The organism is Amycolatopsis pretoriensis (genome assembly GCF_900107925.1).
GTDB lineage: Bacteria > Actinomycetota > Actinomycetes > Mycobacteriales > Pseudonocardiaceae > Amycolatopsis > Amycolatopsis pretoriensis.
This window is the reverse complement of the sequence record NZ_FNUJ01000001.1, coordinates 21,238-38,054: the sequence shown is the minus strand read 5'-3', so window position 1 is coordinate 38,054 and position 16,817 is coordinate 21,238. Positions and strand designations below refer to the sequence as shown.

General features: G+C 71.8%; 19 protein-coding genes and 1 pseudogene. 14 read left to right on the top strand and 6 right to left on the bottom strand.

What is annotated here, in order from left to right; genetic code table 11:
* Window positions 1–56: 56 nt before the first annotated feature.
* The 3 genes and pseudogenes from BLV96_RS00185 to BLV96_RS00180 form a co-directional block, all read left to right on the top strand.
* Window positions 57–878: pseudogene (locus tag BLV96_RS00185) on the top strand (manganese catalase); the annotation flags it as partial.
* Window positions 879–1,073, top strand: a complete 195-nt coding sequence (locus tag BLV96_RS50440; protein ID WP_279627523.1) for a DUF2188 domain-containing protein — start codon at window positions 879–881, stop codon at window positions 1,071–1,073. It abuts the pseudogene before it with no gap.
* A 227-nt stretch (window positions 1,074–1,300) separates the two neighbouring features.
* A complete protein-coding gene (locus BLV96_RS00180; RefSeq protein WP_086680553.1) occupies window positions 1,301–1,756 on the top strand; it encodes a DUF4383 domain-containing protein in 456 nt (151 codons plus the stop codon).
* A gap of 21 nt (window positions 1,757–1,777) precedes the next feature.
* Here BLV96_RS00180 and BLV96_RS00175 read toward each other — a convergent pair whose 3' ends face one another.
* The gene (locus BLV96_RS00175) at window positions 1,778–2,419 is read right to left on the bottom strand and encodes a hypothetical protein (protein ID WP_086680551.1); all 642 of its coding nucleotides are present in this window, start codon (window positions 2,417–2,419) and stop codon (window positions 1,778–1,780) included.
* Window positions 2,416–2,538: a hypothetical protein gene (locus BLV96_RS51145; protein WP_279627525.1), complete on the bottom strand. Its 123-nt coding sequence runs from the start codon at window positions 2,536–2,538 to the stop codon at window positions 2,416–2,418. The genes BLV96_RS00175 and BLV96_RS51145 overlap by 4 nt, the downstream gene beginning before the upstream one ends.
* A gap of 35 nt (window positions 2,539–2,573) precedes the next feature.
* On the opposite strand from BLV96_RS51145, the gene BLV96_RS00170 reads away from it, so the two are divergent.
* The gene (locus BLV96_RS00170) at window positions 2,574–3,281 is read left to right on the top strand and encodes an HAD family hydrolase (protein WP_086675326.1); all 708 of its coding nucleotides are present in this window, start codon (window positions 2,574–2,576) and stop codon (window positions 3,279–3,281) included.
* On the opposite strand, the gene BLV96_RS00165 is transcribed toward BLV96_RS00170, so the two are convergent.
* Entirely contained in the window at window positions 3,274–3,891 is a 618-nt protein-coding gene (locus BLV96_RS00165) for a class I SAM-dependent methyltransferase (protein WP_086675325.1), read from the bottom strand. The two genes, BLV96_RS00170 and BLV96_RS00165, sit on opposite strands and share 8 nt — an antisense overlap.
* Window positions 3,892–3,947: 56 nt before the next feature.
* Window positions 3,948–4,421, bottom strand: a complete 474-nt coding sequence (locus BLV96_RS00160; protein ID WP_086675324.1) for a carboxymuconolactone decarboxylase family protein — start codon at window positions 4,419–4,421, stop codon at window positions 3,948–3,950.
* A gap of 142 nt (window positions 4,422–4,563) precedes the next feature.
* On the opposite strand from BLV96_RS00160, the gene BLV96_RS00155 reads away from it, so the two are divergent.
* Window positions 4,564–5,442: an RNA polymerase sigma-70 factor gene (locus BLV96_RS00155; protein ID WP_086675323.1), complete on the top strand. Its 879-nt coding sequence runs from the start codon at window positions 4,564–4,566 to the stop codon at window positions 5,440–5,442.
* A gap of 225 nt (window positions 5,443–5,667) precedes the next feature.
* Entirely contained in the window at window positions 5,668–6,555 is an 888-nt protein-coding gene (locus tag BLV96_RS00150; protein ID WP_143050895.1) for a helix-turn-helix domain-containing protein, read from the top strand.
* Here the strand turns inward: BLV96_RS00150 and BLV96_RS00145 are convergent.
* On the bottom strand, window positions 6,552–7,880 hold the full coding sequence (locus BLV96_RS00145) for an MFS transporter (protein WP_244179976.1): 1,329 nt from the start codon (window positions 7,878–7,880) through the stop codon (window positions 6,552–6,554). The genes BLV96_RS00150 and BLV96_RS00145 overlap by 4 nt on opposite strands.
* Before the next feature lie 100 nt (window positions 7,881–7,980).
* Between BLV96_RS00145 and BLV96_RS00140 the strand changes: the two genes are divergently transcribed.
* The 7 genes from BLV96_RS00140 to BLV96_RS00110 are packed head-to-tail and all read left to right on the top strand — an operon-like array spanning window position 7,981 to window position 14,630.
* Window positions 7,981–8,472, top strand: a complete 492-nt coding sequence (locus BLV96_RS00140) for a MarR family winged helix-turn-helix transcriptional regulator (RefSeq protein ID WP_086675327.1) — start codon at window positions 7,981–7,983, stop codon at window positions 8,470–8,472.
* A gap of 52 nt (window positions 8,473–8,524) precedes the next feature.
* Window positions 8,525–9,454 (top strand): hydroxymethylglutaryl-CoA lyase, encoded by a 930-nt coding sequence (locus BLV96_RS00135; RefSeq protein ID WP_086675321.1) that lies wholly within the window; start codon window positions 8,525–8,527, stop codon window positions 9,452–9,454.
* Window positions 9,451–10,170 carry an enoyl-CoA hydratase/isomerase family protein gene (locus BLV96_RS00130; RefSeq protein ID WP_086675320.1) on the top strand — a complete coding sequence of 240 codons (720 nt, stop codon included), beginning with the start codon at window positions 9,451–9,453 and terminating at the stop codon, window positions 10,168–10,170. The genes BLV96_RS00135 and BLV96_RS00130 overlap by 4 nt, the downstream gene beginning before the upstream one ends.
* Window positions 10,167–11,351: a CaiB/BaiF CoA transferase family protein gene (locus BLV96_RS00125; RefSeq protein ID WP_086675319.1), complete on the top strand. Its 1,185-nt coding sequence runs from the start codon at window positions 10,167–10,169 to the stop codon at window positions 11,349–11,351. The genes BLV96_RS00130 and BLV96_RS00125 overlap by 4 nt, the downstream gene beginning before the upstream one ends.
* Window positions 11,348–12,100, top strand: coding sequence for an enoyl-CoA hydratase/isomerase family protein (locus tag BLV96_RS00120; protein WP_086675318.1), 753 nt, complete (start codon window positions 11,348–11,350; stop codon window positions 12,098–12,100). Before BLV96_RS00125 ends, BLV96_RS00120 begins: the two co-directional genes overlap by 4 nt.
* Window positions 12,097–13,677 carry an AMP-binding protein gene (locus BLV96_RS00115; RefSeq protein ID WP_086675317.1) on the top strand — a complete coding sequence of 527 codons (1,581 nt, stop codon included), beginning with the start codon at window positions 12,097–12,099 and terminating at the stop codon, window positions 13,675–13,677. Before BLV96_RS00120 ends, BLV96_RS00115 begins: the two co-directional genes overlap by 4 nt.
* The gene (locus BLV96_RS00110) at window positions 13,674–14,630 is read left to right on the top strand and encodes an NAD(P)H-dependent flavin oxidoreductase (RefSeq protein WP_086675316.1); all 957 of its coding nucleotides are present in this window, start codon (window positions 13,674–13,676) and stop codon (window positions 14,628–14,630) included. The genes BLV96_RS00115 and BLV96_RS00110 overlap by 4 nt, the downstream gene beginning before the upstream one ends.
* 125 nt (window positions 14,631–14,755) lie before the next feature.
* On the opposite strand, the gene BLV96_RS00105 is transcribed toward BLV96_RS00110, so the two are convergent.
* On the bottom strand, window positions 14,756–15,454 hold the full coding sequence (locus BLV96_RS00105) for an alpha/beta fold hydrolase (protein ID WP_086675315.1): 699 nt from the start codon (window positions 15,452–15,454) through the stop codon (window positions 14,756–14,758).
* 122 nt (window positions 15,455–15,576) lie between these two features.
* Here BLV96_RS00105 and BLV96_RS00100 point away from each other — a divergent pair, with 122 nt between their 5' ends.
* Window positions 15,577–16,134 carry a TetR/AcrR family transcriptional regulator gene (locus BLV96_RS00100; protein ID WP_091388629.1) on the top strand — a complete coding sequence of 186 codons (558 nt, stop codon included), beginning with the start codon at window positions 15,577–15,579 and terminating at the stop codon, window positions 16,132–16,134.
* Window positions 16,135–16,817 lie beyond the last annotated feature (683 nt).

The following is a 16,817-nucleotide window of genomic DNA, read 5'->3' as shown; positions in this document are numbered from 1 at the left end:
TCGGCGGTTGATCGCGGCGAACGGGGGAACTCGCGCGGTTCGGAAGGGAGACGACCTTGTTCCGTCACACGAAACTGCTGCAGTTCGAAGCCAAACCCGAGAAGCCCGATCCCGTGTACGCCCACAAGCTGCAGGAACTGATCGGTGGCGCCTACGGCGAAATGACCGTCACGATGCAGTACCTGTTCCAGGGCTGGAACTGCCGCATCGAGGGCAAGTACAAGGACCTGATCATGGACACCGCGACCGAGGAGATCGGGCACGTCGAGATGCTCGCCACCATGGTCGCTCGCCTGTTGGAGGGCGCTCCCGCGACGGCGACCGCGGAAGCCGTGAAGGACCCGGTGATGGCTGCGGTGCTCGGCGGGATGGATCCGCAGCAGGCCATCGTCGCCGGTGGCGGGGCGCTGCCGGCCGACAGCAACGGCATCCCGTGGAACGGCGAGTACATCGTCGCCTCCGGCAGCCTGCTCGCCGACTTCCGCGCCAACGCCGCCGCCGAAGCCCAAGGCCGCCTCCAGACCGCGCGGCTGTACAACATGACCGACGACCCCGGCGTCAAGGCGATGCTCAAGTTCAACCTCGCTCGCGACACCGTCCACCAGAAGCAGTGGCTGGCCGCGATCGAAGAGCTGGAAGCCGACGGGCTCGAAGGCCCGATCGCGCCGACCGCGCTGTTCGACGAAGAGGACCAGACCCACAACCGGACGATCTGGCACCTCTCCGACGGCCCGGACGGTGCTGCGGTGACCACAGACCTCGAGTATCTGATCGACCCGGAACCGCTGGGCGGCCCGGGAACCGCGCCGAAGCCGGACCCCGCGCTCTACAGCACTCACACGACGGCGTCGTCGTCGCTCGCACCGGCGGAGGGCGACATCGAGACGTTCCACGACGGGGAAGTCTGGAAGAACAAGGTGGTCGGCAACGCGCGGGCGTCGGGCAGCGCGGAGAAGAAGTCGGACGCGGTGACGGCGGGCCGGAAACTGGCGATCAAGCGCGGCACGGCCCACTTCATCCACACGAAGGACGGCCGGATCGGCGAGCGCCGGACGTACCCGCGGGCCCGCTGAGGCGCTGCCGCGACCGAGGTCGCGAATGACCCATTGGGGACCTCCGAAGCCCCGAATGAGTCATTCGCGACGCCACGGCCGGCGGTCCGCTTCGTCCGATCGGGCGAAACCGGGGCACCCCCGGCGGCCGAAGCGGTACCACGCGTTTGCCAGGCCCCGCGCCGGGCATGCCGCCCCGGCGCGGCCCCCGGCCGAGGGCCCGTCCCATCCGAATCGGAGGAACCACCATGGCATCGACGGAGACCGCCGTCCGGCGGACCCCGCGCCAGCTGCTCGCGGCGATCGTGGGAGTGGTTTTCCTGCTGGTCGGCGTGCTGGGATTCATCCCCGGCGTGACGACGAACTACGACATGCTCACCGGTGCCGGGCACCACTCCGGGGCGCTTTTGCTCGGGATCTTCAACGTCTCGATCCTGCACAACATCGTGCACCTGGCGTTCGGCGTCGCGGGCCTCGCGCTGGCGCGGACTCCCGGCGGCGCCAAGGCGTACCTCGTCGGCGGCGGCGTGATCTACCTGGTGCTGTGGCTCTACGGCCTGGTGATCGACCAGGACAGCGCGGCCAACTTCGTCCCGGTCAACACGGCCGACAACTGGCTGCACTTCGGCCTGGGCGTCGGCATGATCGCGCTCGGCCTGATCCCCCTGGGCGCGACGCGCAGCCCGATCGCCGACTCGCGGTGAGCCGCACGGGCCGGGCGGTCGTCACGACCGCCCGGCCCGGCTGCCCGCGTAAGCCCGTTCCCGCAACCCGGCCAGCCATTCCGGCGCCACGTCGACGCCATCGGGACGGTGCAGCACCGGATCGAACGCCGGCGCGTCCCCTCCGGCTTCCGACAACCTCAGCTCCGCACTGTCGCACCAGCGCCCGTCCTCCCGACCGGTCCGGAGCACGAACCCCAGGCCACCCGCCGCCGCGACGGCTTCCAGTGACGCTTCGAGCCGCGGCGAGTCCGCCGTTGCCCACGCCCCCAGCCAGATCAGCCGATCCGCGCGGCGGTAGGGCACCAGGCTGCTGTACGCGCCGCCGGTCCACGTCGCCACCGGGCGAGGCAGCATCCGGCCGAGGTGCCCACTGCCCGCCGTCGTCAGGGTGAGGTCCCACGGCTCGCCATCGCGGCCCGCGCCGGGGATCCGCACCGCCAGGCCGAGGGCGTCCGGCAGCCGCCCCGGCGTGCCCGCGCCCTTGGACAGCCGCGCGACGATCGCCGTCGGTGCGGACGGCCACGGCAGGTCGTCGTCGACGGCACGCAGCTCGCCGCGCAGCGCCAGCCCGGTGGGGTGGAACGCGCGGGCGCGGCGCACGGCAGCGAGCCCGCGGAAGCCGGCCGCCACCAGACCGGTCAACGGTCTTCGGTCGCTTCGCGCTCGGCCGCCTCGCGCTGCTCGCCCGGCTCGAGCTCGGCGGTGTCAGCGAGCTCGCGGTCCAGCTCGGTCGCGGCGTCGCGGTCGTCCGGCGTCGTCATGTGTAGGTCCTTTCGCGTCGGGTACCCGCTCGGCGATACCCGCCCGGAGCCCGCCGAAACCCGAGGAGCCCACCATCGCCACCGCGGTCCTGTTCGACGTCGACGGCACGCTCGTCGACTCCAACTACCTCCACGTCCACGCCTGGCGGCGGGCCTTCCACGAGCTGGACCGGAAGGTCGACTCCTGGCGCGTGCACCGCGCGATCGGCAAGGGATCGGGCAAGCTGCTGAGCACCCTGCTGGGTGACGAGGACGCCGAGCGCGTCGGCGACGAGGCCAAGGAACTCCACAGCCGCTTCTACCTCGAGACGGCCGAGCTGCTGCGGCCGTTCGACCAGGCCCCGGAACTGGTGCGGGCGCTCGCCGCGAAGGACGTGCGCGTGGTCCTGGCGACGTCGGCGGGTCCCGACGAGCTGGACGTGCTGCGCAAGGCCCTCGGCGTGGACGACGTGGTCAAGGACATCGTCGCGGGCTCGGACGTCGAAGCGACGAAACCCGACCCGGAACCGGTGAAGGTGGCCCTGGAGAAGGCGGGCACGGCACCGGAGGACACGATCTTCGTCGGCGACGCGGTCTGGGACGTGCGGGCCGCGACGAAGGCCGGCGTGCGCACGATCGGCGTGCTGTCGGGCGGGGTCAGCGCGGCGGAACTCGAAGAAGCCGGCGCGATCGCGACGTACGACGACGTCGCCGCGCTGCTGGCCGACCTCGAGAAGAGCCCGTTGGCGACGTTGTTCAGCTGACTTTCCGCGCCACCAGCCGCTCGACCAGGCCCAGCTTGAACCGCTCCCGCCGCTCGATCGGCATCCCGAGCGCCTCCACCAGCTTCAGCGGCCGGCGCCGGAAGTGCTCGCCCGCCAGCGGGACGCTCGCCAGCTCCACCAGCCACTGCGCCGCGCGGACGACGACCGGTGAGCCGGCCACGTGGTCGACCAGGATCAGCCGGCCGTCCGGGCGCAGGACGCGCTGCATCTGCGCCACCGCCGCCGCGGGGTCCGGGATCGCGCAGAGCCCGAACGTGCACACGACCGTGTCGAACGACGCGTCCGCGAACGGCAGTTCGTGCGCGCTGCCCTCCCGGAACGTCACCTCGCGGCCCAGGTCGCGAGCGCGGGTGCGGGCGATTTCCAGCATCCCGGCGCTGAGGTCGAGGCCGGTGAGCGTCACTCCCGGCGGGTACCAGGGCAGGTTGAGGCCGGTGCCGACGGCGACTTCCAGGACGTCGCCGGTCGCCTGTCCGCAGGCCCACTCCCGGGAGTCGCCGAAGAGGCGGCGGTCCCAGACGCCCATCTCCGCGTCGTAGGTCACCGACTTGCGGTCCCAGTACCGGTTCCACCGCTGCGTCTTCGCCATGTCCCCCAGCGAAGCACGAACCGGCCCGGGATCGGGTGATCCCGGGCCGGAAAGCGTCAGCCGAACATGCCGGGCTCGTAGGAGCCACCGCGCTGGTGCAGGATCACCGCGAGCCGGTTGGCCGAGTTCATCTGGGCCACCAGCGCGACCAGCGCGGCGGTCCGGTCGTCGTCGAAGTGCTTGCGCACGCTCTCCCAGGTGTCGTCGGAGACGCCCGGGGCGGCGTCGGCGACCCGGGTGCCCTCCTCGGCCAGCGCCAGCGCGGCCCGCTCGGTCTCGGTGTAGACCGTGGCTTCGCGCCAGGCCGCGACCAGGTTGATCCGGACCGCGGACTCCCCGGCGGCGGCCAGCTCCTTCGTGTGGATGTCGACGCACCAGCCGCAGCCGTTGATCTGGCTGACGCGCAGCGACACGAGCTCTTGCGTGACCTTCGGCAGCGGCGACTGGATGATCGCCAGGCTCGCGGTGCCGAAGCGCTTGGCGAACTTCGCGCCGATTTCGTTGTCGGTCAAGGTGAACCGGGGTTCCATGGTTCCTCACTTCGTGGTCGCGGAACGGTCGACCAGGAGATGCCGGACCACCCCGGTCCCGTGACAGTGACCACCGTCACGGTCACAGCCGGGGCGTGGCCGGCATCTGGTGGGAAACTCGACGGCGACCGAGGAGTCACCCATGGCCGACCCCGCGACCGAGGCGTTCCTCGCCCACCGCAACCTGCTGTTCACCGTCGCCTACCAGATGCTGGGCTCGGCCGCCGACGCCGAAGACGTCCTGCAGGAGACGTGGCTGCGCTGGGCGGGCGTGGACCTCGGTGAAGTCCGCGACGAGCGCGCGTACCTGGTCCGGATCACCACCCGTCAGGCGCTGATGCGGCTGCGAACCCTGGGCCGGCGCAAGGAGTCCTACGTCGGGCCGTGGCTGCCGGAGCCGCTGCTGACCACGCCGGACGTCGCCGAGGACGTCGAGCTGGCCGACAGCGTTTCGATGGCGATGCTGCTGGTGCTGGAGACGCTGACCCCGGCCGAACGCGCGGTGTTCGTGCTGCGCGAGGTGTTCGACCTGGGCTACGCCGAGATCGCCGAGGCGGTGGGCAAGACCCCGGCAGCGGTCCGCCAGATCGCCCACCGCGCCCGCTCCCACGTCGCCGCCCGCCGCCCCCGCGGCGACGTGTCACCGGCAACGTCCCGCGACGCATTGGAGGCGTTCCGGCGCGCGGTGGAAACGGGCGACCTTCGGGAACTGCTGGACGTCCTCGCGCCGGACGTGGTGTTCCTCGGCGACGGCGGCGGAGTGGTCCAGGCGGTCCTCGAACCGGTGGTCGGATCGCCGGCGGTGTCCCGCCTGCTCACGGCGGGCCTGGGCAACTTCGCGACCGGCGCCCTGGCAGCGGCCCAGGTCAACGGCCACCCGGCCCTGGTCCTCCGCCGCGACGGCGAGGTGGACACGGTTCTGGCCCTGCGCATCGACGACGGGCTCATCACGGGCCTGTACGCGGTGCGCAACCCCGAGAAACTGTCCCGTTTGGACAAAGAAACCCCGCTGCGGCGATGACCAGGACAAGAGCAACCACCACCCACGGGGCAAAGGCGGTGTCGCTCGCACCCGCCAGGACAGAAACGATCTCGACTACGGCACCCAAGCTGTTTCGGCCGGAAGTACCTTCACGCGCGCTCATCATCCACGACCTTTCCTCTGCGTGAACCCCGGGAAGGGTTTCGCATTCGAGGTATAGCGGCGCATTCGGTTGCCGGGGAGAGGTCCGGGCGATGCCGCGGAGTGACCGGACTACAACGATCTTCCGCAGGCATGCGCGGATTTACGGGGACTTCGCGGACAATGACGGGCAAAGGCGGACCCGCCGTTTTCGGAGGCCACACCATGCCGGCACAGCCACGTCGCCTGGACCCGGATCTGCCCGTCGAGCGGTTCGCCCTCGCACTCCGCGATCTCCACCGGCAGGCGGGGCGCCCGAAACAACGGCAGCTGGCCACTTCGCTGCACGCCAGTCACGCCACGGTTTCGGCCATTCTCAACGGCCATCGGTTTCCTTCGTGGGAGCAGACCGAGGCGCTCGTTCTCGCCTGCGACGGCGACCTGGCCCGGTGGAAACGACGCTGGCTGCAGACGAGCCGGGAGATCGACTCCGACACGACCCTTCCGGATGCCTCGCCGGGCCTTTCCGCCCTGCGCCCGCTGTCCGGCGGCGAGTTCTACCGGACCATGCTCGAGGAGGTGGACCGCGCCCGGCACCGGATCATGACGACCTTCCTCCGGCGCCGACCGCCGGCGTACTTCCTCGGGTTCACGGACGAGGAGACCAGCCGGGCCGCGTCGGCCTACTTCGAGGGTGTTCTGGCGTGGTCGGACCGGCCTGGCCCCCGATCGGTCAGGCGCCTCATCTGTACGCCCAATGTCGAGATGCGGGACTGGGCCGAGCAGTTCCGCCGCGAAACGGCCGGCCACTTGCATCACGAAATCCGCGTGGTGGACTGGCCGTTCGCCACCGACGCCGTGAACATGGCCATCTTCGACGACTCCGTGGCCCTCCTCGCCTTCACGGCCGGCTCCGCCCAGCAGCTCGTCGCCTTCCGGGCGGATCAGCCCGACTTCGTGCGCTGTTGCGTCGGGCAGTTCGAGTGCCTGTGGCTCGAATCCCGCGCCTAGTCGTGCTTTTCCTTGAGGTCCTTCGCTTTCACCCCGACGAGCAGCACCACCACGGCGAGCAGCACGATCCCCGAGCTGATCACCAGCCCCAGCGACAGGCTGCCGGTCGCCGACTGGATGAACCCCAGCAACGACGGTGAAGCCGCCGCCGCGAACGAGCCCATCGACGTCACCACCGCGATGCCCGTCGCCGCCGCGCTTTCGCTCAGGTAGATCGACGGGATCGAATAGAACACCGTCAGGCCCGAATAGTGCGCCGCCGCCATCACCGCCAGGAGGACGACCACCACCAGGACGCTGCCGCCCGAGAACGCCAGTGCCAGCATCGCCGCCGCCGCCACCAGCCAGCTGATCGCCGCGTGCCAGCGGCGTTCCAATGTGCGGTCCGAATGGCGGCCGACCAGCAGCATCACGACGATGCCGAGCAACGGCGGAATCGCCGAGAAGAACCCCAGGTTCAGCACGTCGCCGACGCCGGCCTCGGCGATGATCCGCGGCGTCCAGTACGACACGGCGTTGGCCAGCGTGTAGGCGCCGCACGCGCACAACCCGAGGATCCAGACCTTCGGATCGCGCAACGCCGAGAGCATGCCGCCGTGCTGTCCGGCCGGCTTCGACGACCGCTCGGCCTCCAGGTCGGCCCGGACCAACGCCTTCTGCGCCGGCGTCAGCCACTTCGCCTGCTCCGGCTCGTCGACCAGGAAGAACGCCACCAACACCGCCAGCAGGATCGGCGGGATCCCCTCGATGAGGAACAGCCACTGCCAGTCCGCCAGGCCCGCGACGCCGCCGAGCGCGTGCATGATCCAGCCCGACACGAGCGAGCCGAGCACACCCGACACCGGGACACCGATGAAGAACACCGCCGTCATCCGCGTCCGGCGCGCGGACGGGAACCACCGGGACAGCAGGTACAGCGCGCCCGGGAAGAACCCCGCTTCGGCCACGCCGAGCAGGAACCGCGCGACGTAGAACGTGATCTCGTCCTGCACGAACAGGGTCGCGATCGTGACGACACCCCAGGTCGCCATGATCCGGACGAGCGTCTTCCGGGCGCCGATCCGAGCCAGCAGGGCGTTGCTGGGGACCTCGAACAGGATGAACCCGACGAAGAACAGCGTGACGCCGAGCCCGTAGACCGCCGAGCCGAAGCCGAGGTCGCGCTTGAGGCCCTGCTGCGCGATGCCGATGTTCGTCCGGTCGATGAAGCTGACGACGTAGCAGACCACCAGCAGCGGCATGACCCGCAGCGCGATGGTCCGGTAGGTGGACGCGCGGCCGGCGACCGCGGGAGGCCGTCCGGTGACGGCGGGGTGTTCGGCCACGGCTACTCGACTCCTTCGTCAGGCGGGGCGTGCGGCTGAAGTGTTGGCATCAGGTGTTGTGTTTGTCAACACCTGATGCACAGCGGCTACGATGACCGGCATGGCGGAACGCGCGGACGGCCGGGACCTGGTGCCCATCTCCGGACTCCTCTCCTACCGGCTCTCCCGCACGTCGTCGGCGATGTCGCGCAGCGCCGCGCTGCGCTACCGGCGGGAGTTCGACGTCAGCCTCGGCGAATGGCGGGCGATCTCGCTCATCGCCGCCGACCCCACCTTGACTCTCAACCGGCTCGCCCGCCGTGCGGGCCTGGACAAAGCGCAGATGAGCCGGGTGGTTACCCGACTGACCGAACGCGGGCTGGTCGACCGGACGGCCGGCTCGGGCCGCACGTCGCAGCTCGCCCTGACCCCCGAGGGCACCCGCGTCTACCGGGGGCTGATCGCCGCGGCGAACGAGCGCGACGCCGAGTTCCTGGCCGCGTTGACCCCGGCCGAGGCGGCGACGCTGAGCGGGGCGCTGGACAAGCTCGCCGACCTGGCGCTGGCCGTCGAGGAACGTGAGCGCGCCCACCCCGTCACCGACGACTGTTGACTTTATCAACACAGCCGCGTAGTTCTGGAGCCACCGAACAGGAGGTGGCCCGATGCCCGACGCCGTCACGATCTGCGAGTGCTTCGCCCGCGACGGGCTGCAGCACGAACCGGAGTTCGTGCCGACCGCGACGAAGGTCGCGCTGCTGGACGCCTTCGCGGACGCGGGGTTCCGGCGGATCGAGGCGACCAGCTACAGCCACCCGGAGCGCGTTCCCGGTTTCTCGGACGCGTCCGAGGTCCTGGCGAAGGTCAGCCGTCGTCCCGGCGTCAGGCTCAAGGCGACCTGCCCCAACCCGCGTGCCGTGCACCGGGCGCTGGCCGACCTCGACGCCGGCCACGGCGCCGACGAGCTGAGCCTGCTGGTCTCGGCCAGCGAGTCCCACACCGAACGCAACCTGCGGACGTCGAGAGCCGGGCAGTGGGAGCGGGTCGAGGAGATGGTCCGGCTGGCCGGCGGCCGGTTCAAGCTGGTCGGGGTCGTCTCGGTGGCGTTCGGCTGCCCGTTCGAGGGCGCGGTCGACCCCGCTCGCGTCGCCGAGGACGTCGCGCGGTTCGCCGACCTCGGCGCCGGCCTCGTCACCCTGGGCGACACGACCGGCGTCGCGACTCCGCCCTCGGTCGAAGCGCTCTTCAAGCGGCTGGACGCCCAGGTGCCCGTGGTCGCGCACTTCCACAACACCCGCGGCACCGGCGTCGCCAACGCCGTCGCCGCCCTCGACGCCGGCTGCCGCAACTTCGACACCGCGATGGGCGGCGTCGGGGGTCACCCGAGCGCGATCCGGTACGGCGCCGGGCTGACCGGCAACGTCTGCACCGAGGACCTGGTCAGCCTGTTCACCGCGATGGGCGTCGAGACCGGCCTCGACCTCGACCTGCTCGCCAAGGCCTCGGCGGCCTGCGAGGACGCGCTCGGCCGTCCGCTGCACAGCATGGTGGCCCGCGCCGGTTTCACCCCGACCCCGAACCAGGAGACCCCGTGACCGTCATCGCCGAGGACCACGGCCCCGTCCGCGTCCTGACGCTGAACCGGCCCGACAAGCTCAACGCCCTCGACACCGCACTGACCCGGGCGCTCAGCGAGGCGCTCACCGCGGCCGACGCCGACCGCGACGTCCGCGCGCTGGTGCTCACCGGCGCCGGCCGCGGCTTCTGCGCGGGAGCGGACCTCGGTGAGTTCGCCGACCTGACGCCCGGCCGCGCCGACGCCGTCCTCGAGCGGGCCGCGCTGACCGCGAAACTGCAGGTCCAGGCGCGACAGCTGCGGATCCCCGTGGTCAGCGCCGTGCGCGGCGCGGCGGTGGGCGGCGGCGCGGGCCTGGCGATCGGGGCGGACATGGTCGTCGCCGGGACGGACCTCAAGTTCGGCTACCCCGAGCTGAAGCACTCGATCGTGCCCGCGCTGGTGATGACCGGGCTCGTCCAGCACCTCGGCCGCAAGCTGGCGTTCGAGCTGGTCAGCACCGGACGCCTGCTCACCGCCGCCGAAGCCTTCGAACACGGCCTGGTCAACCGGGTCGTCGCGCCTGCCGACACCCTTCCCGCGGCCCTGGAGATCGCCGAGCGGTGGGCCAAGGTCGAGCCGCGCGCGATCGCCGCCGCGAAGGACCTCCTCTACCGCGTTGCCGACCTGCCGACCGACGCCGCGATGCGCGCCGGCCAGGACGTCAACGCGCTGATGCGGGGGTTCCGCGCATGACCGGCCCGCTCACCGGAATCACCGTGCTCGACTTCTCCCGCGTGCTGGCCGCTCCCCTGGCCACGCAGGTGCTGGCCGAGCTGGGCGCCACCGTCGTCAAGGTCGAACGGCCCGGCTCCGGCGACGAGACCCGCGGCTTCGAACCCCGCCTGCCACACGGCGAAAGCGCGTACTTCTTCGCCTTCAACCGCGGCAAGAAGTCGGTGACCCTGGACCTCAAGGATCCGCGCGGCCAAGAGGTGGCGCGACGGTTGGCGTCCCGTGCGGACGTCGTCGTCGAGAACTTCCTGCCCGGCGCGATGGACCGCCTGGGCCTCGGCTACGCGGACCTGGCGCGGCCGGACCTGGTGTACGTGTCCGCGACCGGGTTCGGCCAGACCGGCCCGGACCGCGACCGCAAGGGCTACGACACGGTCTTCCAGGCGCTGTCCGGCGTGATGGCGATGACCGGCGAGCCGGACGGGCCGCCGGCCAAGACCGGGATTCCCGTGGCGGACATGACGTCCGGGCTCTGGGTGGTCATCGCGGTGCTGTCCGGACTGGCCGGGCGCGCGGCTTCGGGGCGGGGCCGGCACCTCGACGTGTCCATGATGGACGTCCAATTGAGCCTGCACGCGCTCAACGCGGCCCGGCTCTTCGCCCTCGGCGAGGACCCGGTGCGCACCGGCACCGAGCACCCCGGGCGCGTGCCGTCGGCGGCGTTCCAGGCCGGCGACGGCGCATGGCTCCACATCAGCGGCAGCGACCAGCACTGGGGTCCACTGTGCACGGTCCTCGGGCTCGACGACCTGGCCGCGGATCCCGCGTTGCGGGGCAATTCCGGCCGCGTCGAGCAGCGCGCACGCGTCATGAAGGCCCTGCGCGGAGCCATCGCCCAGCACGACCGCGACCCGCTCGTGAAGGAGCTGCGCGCCGCCGACGTCCCGGCGGGGGCGGTCCGGTCGGTGCGCGAGGCCCTGGCCGACCCGCACGCCGTCGCGCGCGGGGTCGTCGGCCAGTTCACCCACCCCGTCGAGGGGAAGTTCCCGGCATTGCGGACGCCGTTGCGCGAGACTGCCGGGGACGCCCCGGCGCCCGGCGTGCCGCCGCTGCTCGGCGCCGACACCGACGACGTCCTGGCGGAGCTGGGGATCTCTCCGGCCGAAATCGGAGAACTGCGTGCCGAAGGGGTGATCCGGTGACCGAGCGCGTGTCCGTCTCCGTGGCAGGTGGGATCGCCCGGGTCGAACTGGCCCGGCCCGAGGCCCGCAACGCCCTCGACCTGCCGATGTGCCACCAGCTGCGGGAGGCGTTCGAGTCCCTGCCCGACGACGTCCGCGTGGTGCTGCTGAGCGGGCGCGGGCCGGTGTTCTGCGCGGGCGCCGACCTCAAGGAGCGCACCGGCAAGGACGCCGCGTGGGTGCGACGCCGACGTCTCGCCTCCTTCGCCGCGTACGCCGCCATCGAGGCGTGCCCGGTGCCGGTCGTCGCCCTGGTGCAGGGCGCCGTCGTCGGCTCGGGCGGTGAGATCACGCTGGCCGCGGACTTCGCGCTGGCCGCTTCGGGAACCGTGTTCCGGTTCCCGGAGCCGCACTGGGGTACGGTCGGCGCGACCCAGCGCCTGCAGCGCGCCATCGGCAAGCGCCGGGCCAAGGAGCTGCTGTTCACCAACCGCGCGCTCGACGCCGCCGAGGCCGCCAACCTGGGCGTCGTCACGCGCGTCGTCCCGGCCGAGGCGTTGTCCGAGGCCGGCGACGAGACGGCCGCGAGCATCGCGAAGGCGCCCCCGCTGGCCATCGCGCTCACCAAGCGCGCGGTCGACCTCGGCTCGGAAACCGACCTGGACCGCGGGATCCGGATCGAGCTGGCGGCGATCGAACAGTGCCTCGCCGACGGCGGCTGGCGCGACGGCGTCGCCCGCTTCACCGCCGGGAACGGAGAACCGCGATGACCGACCTGCGCACCGCCTGCCCGCTGACCACGCACGAGGTCCTGGCGCGCGCGGCCCTGCTCGCGCCGGACGTCGAAGCCGTCGTCACGGCCACCGAACGGATCACCTACGGCGAGCTCGCGACGCTCGTCGCGCGGATCCGGGCCGGGCTCGCGGCCGCCGGGATCGGCCGCGGCGACCGCGTCGGCCTCTGCCTCGGCAACGGGCCGGACTGGGTGGCGCTGTTCCTGGCGATCGGGGCGGCGGGCGCGGTCGCCGTGCCGGTCAACACCCGGTTCACCGCCGACGAAGTGCGCTACACCCTCGACCACGCCCGCGTGCGGACGCTGTTCGTCGCGTCCCGGGTGCTCAACGTGGATTTCGCGGCCATGCTGCGGGAACTCGACGTCTCGTCGATCCCTTCGCTCGAAAAGGTCGTCGTGCTCGGCGAGGATGTCCCTCCGTTCGCTTCTTCGTGGAACGAGTTCCTGTCCGGTTCTTCCGAGGTGCCTCCCGCTGTCGGTGCACCGGACGACATCCTGCTGGTGCAATACACCTCAGGGACGACGTCGCGGCCGAAGGGTGTCCTGCTCACCCATCGCGGCATGTGCGCGGACGCGTTCTTCTCCGGCGCGCGGATGGGCCTGCGACCGGGCGACCGGTTCCACTCGGCGCGGCCGTTCTTCCACGTCGCCGGCAGCACGCTGTCGGTGCTGGCCTCCCTCCAGCACGCGACGACGTTGGTCACGATGCCGAAGTTCGAGCCCGAAGAAGCGTTGCGGCTGCTGGAAACCGAGCGTTGCACGCACTTCTCCGGCAACGACACCATCGCGCTCCTCCTGCTCAACCATCCCTCTCTGGCCCAGCGCCGGCTGTCGCTGCGCGGCGCGTGGGTGGCGGCGTCGCCGACCGTGATCCGGCGGGTGATCGACGAGCTGGGCGCTGCCGAATGCGTTGCGGGGTATGGGCTTTCCGAGGCGTCTCCGAACGTCGCGCAGTCGGCGTGGTGGGAGCCCGTGGAAATCCGCGCGTCCGGGGCGATGGCCGTCCAGCCGGGGGTCGAGGTGCGGATCCGCGCGTTCGACGGCGACCGCGACTGCGGCCCCGGCGAGCCGGGTGCGGTGCTGGTGCGCGGCTGGAACGTGATGGTGGGCTACCTCGACGACCCGGCGAAGACGGCCGACACGATCGACGCGGACGGCTGGCTGTCCACGGGGGACGTCGGCCTACTGGACGCGGGCGGACGGCTGCACTTCACCGGGCGCACCAAGGACATCATCCGCGTCGGCGGCGAGAACGTGGCCCCGGCGGACATCGAGGACACGCTGCACCGGCACCCGCTGGTCCGGCAGGCGGCCGTCGTCGGCGTCCCGGACGCGCGGCTGGTCGAGGTGCCGTTCGCGTTCGTCGTCGTGACTTCGCCCGAGGTCACCGAAGCCGAGCTGCTGACGTGGGCGCGCGAGCGGATGGCGGGGTTCAAGGTGCCTCGGCACCTGCGGATCGTCGAGGGCTTCGAGGGCATCGGGATGACGGCGAGTTCGAAGGTCCAGAAGAACCGGCTGGCGTCCCACGCGCGTTCGCTGCTGGAGCGGGCATGACCCGCATCCCGACGTCGGTGACCCGGCTGCTGGGGATCGACCTGCCGATCGTGCAGGCCGGGATGTCGTGGGCGTCCTCGTGTTCGGCGTTGCCCCTGGCCGTGTCGAACGCGGGCGGGCTCGGCGTGGTGGCGGCGGGACCGATGCGACTGTCCGATTTGGACCGCGTGCTGACGGAGGTGGCGGCGGGCACTTCGCGGCCGTGGGCGGTCAACTTGCCACTGTACCGCGCCGGTGTCGACGAGGTGATGGACCTGGTGCTGCGGCACCGGCCGCCGGTGCTGATCGCGTCGCAGGGCGGGCCGCGGAGGTACCTCGACCGGTTCCACGAAGCCGGGACGCGCTGCCTGCACGTGGTGGCCGGGGTTCCGCACGCCCTCAAGGCCGCTTCGGCCGGCGTCGACGGCCTGGTCGTCGTCGGCGCCGAAGCCGGTGGACACCCACCGCCGGCCATGGTGACGACGACGGTGCTGGTGCGCGCCGTGACGCGGGCGGTTTCGCTGCCGGTGATCGCGTCCGGCGGGATCGCGGACGGTTTCGGCTTGGCGGCCACCCTGGCGCTCGGCGCCGGCGCCGCCCAGTTCGGCACGCGGTTCCTGGCCAGCGCCGAGGCTTCCGTGCACCCGGCGTACAAGGAGGCGGTGGTCGCGTCCGATGTGGACGGCACCCGCACGGTGGGCCACGGCCTGGGCGTGATCCGCGCGCTGTCCAACGACTTCACCTCACGCATGGCGGCCCTGGAGTCCACGGGTGCGGAAGAATCATTGCGGCACAAGACGTTCGAGGCGTCGACGTTGAAGGACGCGGCCCTGCACGGCGACGTCGTGGACGGCAAGGTCGAGGCGGGCCAGTCGGCCGGGCTGGTCGACGCCGTGCTGCCCGCGGCCGAAATCGTGGCGAACATCGTGCGCGAGTACGGCGAAGCACGCGCGGGGCTCCCGCCGGTCGGTTAGATTGCCGAGGTGCGGCGGGTGGTGGACTCGGAGTTCCTCGGGCCGCTGCGGGCCGAACTGGCTTCGCACGGGATCGAAGCGGCCTGAGCGTGCGGACCGGGGCGGCGCCCGGTCCGCACGGCGGGTCACTCGGCGGCGGCCGCCGCGATCACCTCGGCGACGACACCGGGCTGCGACACCGCGACGGCGTGCGAAGCGTCGATCCGCCGGACGGTCGAGGACGCGCGCTCGGCCATGAACTCCTGCGCCGCGGCGGGGATGGCGTTGTCCCGGTTGGCGATGAGCGTCCACGACGGGAGCTTCGACCAGGCCGGGGTGCCCTCGAACGGCGCGGCCAGGGCCTGCTGGGCCACCGGGCGCTGGGTGACGGCCAGGATCGCGGCCGTCTCCGCCGGGACGTCGGCCGCGAAGACCTCGGAGAAGTCCGCCGGCTTGATCGACAGTTCGGGCGTGCCGTTGTGGACCAGGACGTTCGTGGTCTCCGGGCCGAGCTTCGCGCCCGGGTAGCGGCCGGACAGCTCGAAGACGCTCTCCCCCGCGTCGGGCTGGAACGCGGCGATGTAGACGAGGGCGCGGACGTTCGGCGTCTCGGTCGCGGAACGGGTGATCAGGGCGCCGCCGTAGGAGTGGCCGGCGAGGACGACGGGGCCTTCGACGCCCTTGACCACGTCCGCGACGTACGCCGCGTCGGATTCGACGCCGCGCAGCGGGTTCGCCACCGCGACGACCGGGAAGCCCTGCTCCTGCAGCTTCGCGACGACGCCGGTCCAGCTCGACGAGTCGGCGAAAGCGCCGTGGACCAGGACGATGGTGGGCTTGCTCATGGCTGGCTCCTTAGGTAGAACGATCGGTCTTTCTGTCTCCATACTCTGGCCGTTCGCGGGCAGCGTGACAATGTGACGTAGCCAATCTGGCAGAACGACTGTTCTTTCTCTATGCTGGCCGGATGACGACTGCCGACGTGCACCCGAAGGACCGGCTGCTGGCGACCGCGTCGCGGCTGTTCTACGCGGAGGGCATCCACGCGGTCGGGGTGGAGCGCCTGGTGTCCGAGGCATCGGTGACGCGGGCGACGTTCTACCGGCACTACCCCACGAAGGACGACCTGGTGGCGGCGTACCTGGCGGAGACGAGCCGCCGGATCCGCGCGGCGGTGGACGCGGCGAGGTCGGGCAAGCCCCCGCGCGAGGCGCTGGCGGCGGCGCTGTCGGTGGTGGGAGAGGCAACGTGCGGAGAGGATTTCCGCGGCTGCCAGTTCCTCAACGCGGCGGCCGAGTACCCCGACCCGGAGAGTGAGGTCCGCCGGGTGATCGAGGACCACCGGAGGTGGTTCTTCGAGGTGTTGAGGTCCGACGCGGCGGAGGCGGGCCACCCGGAGCCGAACCACGCGGCCCGTGTGTTGGTGTTGCTGCGCGACGGAGCGTTGCACGGCGGCGAGCTGGACGACGCGGAAACGGTCCGAGCGACGCTACGGCGGGCGGTCGAGGACTTCTTTCCGGCCTGAGCGGGTCCGGCCCCGCCGCACCTCCGCGCCGAGGCCCGCAGCGCCCGGCGACCTCACGCCACCCGAGCCACCTCCGCTCGCACCTACCTCGCGGCGAGCGAGGCACCTTTGCGCCGCCACCGCCCACCCCGCGGCATCGCGCGCGGAGCCCTGAGCACTCGCAAATCTCGCGCCACCCAAGCCACTCCCGCCACCACAACCGGCCACCCGCACACCGAAGCCTGCAGCGCCCGCCAAACTCACACCACTCCAGCGACCTCCCCTCCGCCGCCGCACCCACCCCGCCGCGAACGAAGCCCCCGCGCCGCCACGGCCCACCCCGGCGGCATCGCGCGCCGAAGCCCGCAGCACCCGCCAAACGCACGCCAACCAAGCCACCCCCCACCCCGCCACGAACGAGGCACCCCCGCGCAGCATCGCGCGCCGAAGCCGGCAGCGGCCGCGAAACTCACGCCACCTAGACACCTCCGCACCGCTGCAGCCGCCTCGGTCCCGCCGCACCCCGCACACCGAGGCCCGCACCGCCCGCCAACCTCACGCCACCCGAGCCACCGCTCGCAACCACCTCTCCCCCACCACCCGCGCAGCGACGCACCTCACCCCAGCGCTCGGTCCACCCGATCCCTCCCCACCCCGCGTGCTGGAATGTCAGCCGTGCGTCCGAGGATCCGCTTCCCCGCATC